Raw genomic sequence first — 2,758 nt, forward strand, 5'->3', positions numbered from 1 at the left:
CATCAGTGCAGGCAGCCAACCCGTTGTAGCCAGCAACTGCTCGGCGGCCTCCGCCATGTCCGGCTTCTTCATGTCGGCCATGCGGTCCGCTGCCTCAGCGCTCACGGCTTCTCGCACCGCGTCAAGGATACGCGCCTTGGTGACACGTCCGAGATAGGTTCGCACGGTCGGTCGCCAATAGCCGCTCATATCGAGAGCAACGGCCTTGGCCAGTCTATCCGCGGTTGCCAGTGCACGCGGGCGAAGATCGCGCGGCAACTTGACCGCGTTGATGGTCAGGGCTGCGCAATGCGCAAAGATCGCCATGCGGCTGTCGTGGTCGAGGGCAACGACGAAGGGCCAGAGATCGGCAACATCACACGGCAGCTGCGCCGCCCAGCGCGCGTGCCGATCCGACCAAGACCGGCCCGCTTCGGTATCGGCTATTCCGTCCGCGTGAGAGCCGAGGAACAAGCTGCCCGGACGAATATCGAGGACATTGGCCTCGGCCCCCCGATAGAACGTCTGCGCCACCAGCGCATGGGTGACGGCGACAAGCGCGACATCGGGTTGGTCCGACAACGCCAGACGAAGGCCAAGGGTTCGGTGGGCGGTGAGATCGGCAACCAGACTGTCCGAAAGGCCGGCATCGGACTCCATATCGTCGTCGCGGTCGGCCGCATCCACATCATGACCTTGCACGTCACTCTCGGCCGACGCCTTCTGCCGGCGATTATCGTCCTCCGGACGAATAAAGCCGCGCTCGACGCGAATTTCACCATCATGGTTGAGAACCACGAACGCGCCGCCGCAGGCGATGTCATCGGCATCGTACGCGCGGTGCAGGGCTTCAAGGCGGTCCATCTCGGCTTCGAGCTCGCCGAACCGGATATCAGCATCCTCGGGAAGCTCCTCAAAATTCTCATACTGCTTAGTGAGGAGATCGAATTCGGCCTGCGCGGCTTCGTAGGCAGCTTGATCTTCCGCCGAAAGCGCGACCTCTCGCGGATAGACGCGCCGGAGGCCGTGACCGTGCGGAAAATCGAGGTTCGCCTCCGCCCATTTCCAGCCCTCGTCCTTCTGCAAGGTCGTCGCCAACAGTTGCAGCTTGTCCAGGGCGAGCCGGTCCAACAGCGCTGCATCCTTCAAATAGCCGCCGCGATCCTCAGTAAAGAGATCACGCAGGATAGTGCCACCCGCCTCGGTGTAGGCCTCACGACCGACGAAGACCGCTCGTCGGTCGGTAGCAGCGACGTTGGTTTCCGTCAGCATCCGGCGGATCGTGACGGGATCGCGGCTATAAGTCAGCCGACTATAAATCTCTTCCTGCCGCTCATGATCGTCGATGAGGGCGAACGCCACCAACTGCTCGAACCCCATTTCGCCATTGCGGTAGGCCTCTATCAGCCGGGGCGACACCGCGCTCAGTCGCAGCCGTTGGCGCACCACGTGAGGCGTCACGCCAAATCGCGCTGCGATCTCTTCCGCGCCAAAGCCGCGTTCGTCCGCTAACTTCTTGAAAGCCTCGAACTGGTCCGCGGGGTGCATGCTCTCGCGTGTGATATTTTCATCGAGGCTAATCTCGTGCGGATCGTTCGCGGTGTCGACGATGCAACGTATCGGCTCGGTCTTGTTGATTTCCTTGCGCTTGACTCGTAAGAGCTGAGCGAGCCTGCGGCCTTCGCCAATGGTCACGAAATAGAAACCAGTAGCCGCCCCCTCGCTGTCCAATTCCGGTTCGACGACAAGATTTTGCAGGATGCCTTTCGCGGCGATGCTGGCGGCATAGGCTTCGATGGACGCTTCACTGTGCGGCGTCTTGCGCGCATTTTTCGGGGACTTCTTCAGCTTGTTGAGCGGAATCAGGACCTCCGCGCCGCTCGCGAGAGCCGTTTGAATCTTCTTGGCAGACATCGGCGATCTCCTTTTGAGGGTTGGGGTGCAAGCGCTCCACGGCGCTGCAACCCTGCCCGTCGGCGAGACCGGGGTAGCGAGAGCAAGGGCGGCCGGGGCGGAGGGGGATCACCCGGCCTGCACAAGCGGATGTCGGACCTGGAGTCCGTCGAAGAGTGGGCCGCGCGGAAGGTCGGGGAGACCGCCTCGGCCGGTCCCGGCGCCGCCGGGGCTTCACCCTTGCCCGCGCGAGGGCGGAGCCCTTAGCTCCCAAAAACAGATAGGGCGTCTGCGCCGCAGCGAAGGCCCGTTGGCAGTCGTGAGGCCGGTCAAAGAGAGGGGCAGCATCGCGCCGCCTGCGGCGGGACCCGGGACCGAGTGTCCCCGGCGAACGGCTCGATACTCTCCGCGAAATCTTCCTGGTTTTGTTACCCCGCAACAGTGACGCAGACTTCTGCCTGGGTTTTGGCATTTTGGCATTTTGACATGTCGGCTCAAGGATGAGCGTGCCGAGATTTCGCGCGGCGCGCTTTGACCCGGTCTGATACTGCGAATTCGTTCGCACCATCGTTGATGTTGAGCTTGAGGCGATGCTCGCGCGATATTTGCGCTCGCTGTCGTAAATCGCATCAACGACGAGACCATCGATTGACATCGGGTCGATTGCCATTACCTCTGGAGCAGGCAGTCATATAACGAGCGACATCATGCGCCGCGAGCTACAACATCTGGTCAAGAACTGGTCGTTTGATATTCCGTTTGAACGATCGGTACGCGCGCACTATCTGACGCTACAGCGGCTGGCAACTTCAGGATTGACATGGGCAACGATCGCCAACGCGCTGACCCAGGCAGGCGCACGACATAAGAGCGGCCAACCGATCTC

The 2,758-nt window shown here is 61.8% G+C and carries 1 protein-coding gene; it reads right to left on the bottom strand.

What is annotated here, in order from left to right; translation table 11 throughout:
* Positions 1-1,893, bottom strand: a 1,893-nt coding sequence (locus tag JHD07_RS28350; RefSeq protein ID WP_291628188.1) for a ParB/RepB/Spo0J family partition protein, incomplete at its 3' end; no start/stop codon positions are given.
* Between the last annotated feature and the right edge of the window lie 865 nt (positions 1,894-2,758).

Source organism: Bradyrhizobium sp. (assembly GCF_016462955.1).
Classification (GTDB): domain Bacteria; phylum Pseudomonadota; class Alphaproteobacteria; order Rhizobiales; family Xanthobacteraceae; genus Bradyrhizobium.